Here is a 2,247-nt window from a genome sequence, read left to right on the forward strand (position 1 = left end):
TGGGCGGCACCGCCCCTCGCCGCCATCGGGCCGCACCCATGTGCCGGGCGACACCCCCTCGCCATCCCGCCTCGATGCCCGGTCCGCCCCGAGCGCGGTCGCGTCGGCCGCGGCCCGCGCCGGATCATCCCCACCACGCGTCCGCAGGTGCGCCGTCGCGCGGGGGCGGTTCGCACGGCCATGCGCCGTGCGGTCACCATCGGGGGACGGCTCCCCGTCGAGACAGGGCTCGGCCAAGCCGGTGGCGGAGGCCTCCCCGCCGAACGCACCGGCGAACCCCGACGCGTGCGCGTCGCCGCCGCGCGGCTCGGCATGGGCCGGGGCCGGGCCGTCGCCGCCTGGGGCGGCGCCGGCCTCGGCGTCATCCGTCAGCAGGCGACGGTACACGGCGCTCCGCGCCCTCAGCTCCTCGTCCGTGCCCACGTCCGCGACCCGGCCCCGGTCCATCACCGCGATGCGGTCGGCGAGGGCGAGGGTGGAGGGGCGGTGGGCGATCAGCAGGGTGGTGCGGCCCGCCATGACGCCCCGGAGCGCCTCGTGGATCTCGTGCTCCACGCGCGCGTCCACCGCCGAGGTGGCGTCGTCCAGGACGAGCAGCCGGGGGTCGGTGAGGATCGCGCGGGCCAGGGCCAGCCGCTGGCGCTGGCCGCCGGAGAGGGTCAGCCCCTGCTCGCCGACCTCGGTGTCATAGCCGTTCGGCAGCTCGGAGATGAAGCCGTCGGCCTGCGCGGCGCGGGCGGCGGCCCGGATCCGCTCCTCGCTCGCGTCCGGCAGCCCGTAGGCGAGGTTGGCGCGCACGGTGTCGGAGAAGAGGAAGCTGTCCTCCGGCACCAGCCCGACCGCCCCGCGCAGCGAGTCGTACGTCAGCTCCCGCACATCGTGGCCGCCGATCCGCACCGCGCCCGACGACACATCGTAGAAGCGCGGCAGCAACAGGGACAGCGTCGACTTGCCGCTTCCGGAGGCGCCCACGACGGCCAGGGTCTCGCCCGGCTCGATGCGCAGGGACACCTCGGACAGCACCGGCCGCTCGGGGTCGTAGCCGAAGCTCACCCGGTCGAACTCGACCGTCGCCGGGGCGTCCTCGGGAAGCTCCCTGGCGTCGGGGCGCTCGTCGATGACCGGCTCGGTGTCGATGAGCTCGAAGACGCGCTCGACCCCGGCCCGCGCCTGCTGCCCGATGGTCAGCAGCATCGTGAGCATCCGCACCGGGCCCACGAGCTGGGCGAGATACGTCGAGAAGGCCACGAAGGTGCCGAGGGTGATCTGGCCCCGCGTGGCCATCCAGCCGCCGAGCGCCAGCATGGCGACCTGGCCGAGGGCGGGGACGGCCTGGAGGGCCGGGGTGTAGCGGGAGTTCAGCCTTACGGTCCGCAGCCGGGCGGCGAACAGCCCCCGGCCGACCTCGCGCAGCTTATCGGTCTCCTGCGCCTCCTGCCCGAACCCCTTGACCACCCGGACACCGGTCACGGCACCGTCGACCACGCCCGCGACGGCGGCCGCCTGCCCCTGGGCGTACCAGGTGGCGGGGAAGAGCCGGATGCGGCTGCGCGAGGCGAGGATCCACAGGGCGGGGGCGACGGCGAGGGCGACGACGGTGAGCAGCGGCGAGAGCACCGCCATCACGACGAGCGAGACCAGGAAGAGCAGAATGTTGCCGATCATCATCGGCACCATGAAGAGCAGGCCCTGGATCAGCTGGAGGTCGCTGGTGGCCCGGCCGATGATCTGGCCGGTGGAGAGCTTGTCCTGCCGTCTGCCGTCGAAGCGGGCGATGGCCGCGAACATCTCCGTGCGCAGGGCGTGCTGGACGTCGAGGGCGAGCCGTCCGCCGTAGAAGCGGCGGACGTAGGTGAGGACGTACACCACGAGGGCGGCGACGATCAGCAGGGTGGCCCAGGGGGCGAGGGGCCGGTCGTGCGAGACGATCACATCGTCGATGATCAGCTTCGGCACCAGCGGGACGAGCGCCATGACGGCCATTCCGGCGAGCGAGGCGCCGAGGGCGAGCAGCACATCGCTGCGGTACTGCCAGCAGTAGCCGAACAGCCGCCTTACCCAGCCCTGTCCGGCTTCCGGGCCATCCGAATCCGGTCCACCCGCATCCCTTTTGCCCGTTTCATCCGACGCGCCCGCCGCTACGTCCGCCACCCGTGAACCTCCCGATCCGCACACGCTTCCGGAAGGCACCAACACACTGATGTGCGGATTTCATCCTGCCGCAACAAATGGATCGGGGCGCGGCGC

General features: G+C 73.2%; 1 protein-coding gene. It reads right to left on the bottom strand.

Annotation, left to right across the window (positions count from 1 at the left end; all coding sequences use genetic code 11):
- The coding region (locus tag GWI24_RS43530; protein ID WP_247617711.1) for an ABC transporter ATP-binding protein at positions 1–2,049 on the bottom strand (2,049 nt) is incomplete at its 3' end.
- Positions 2,050–2,247 lie beyond the last annotated feature (198 nt).

It is taken from the genome of Streptomyces sp. MK37H (assembly GCF_018035285.1).
GTDB lineage: Bacteria > Actinomycetota > Actinomycetes > Streptomycetales > Streptomycetaceae > Streptomyces > Streptomyces endocoffeicus.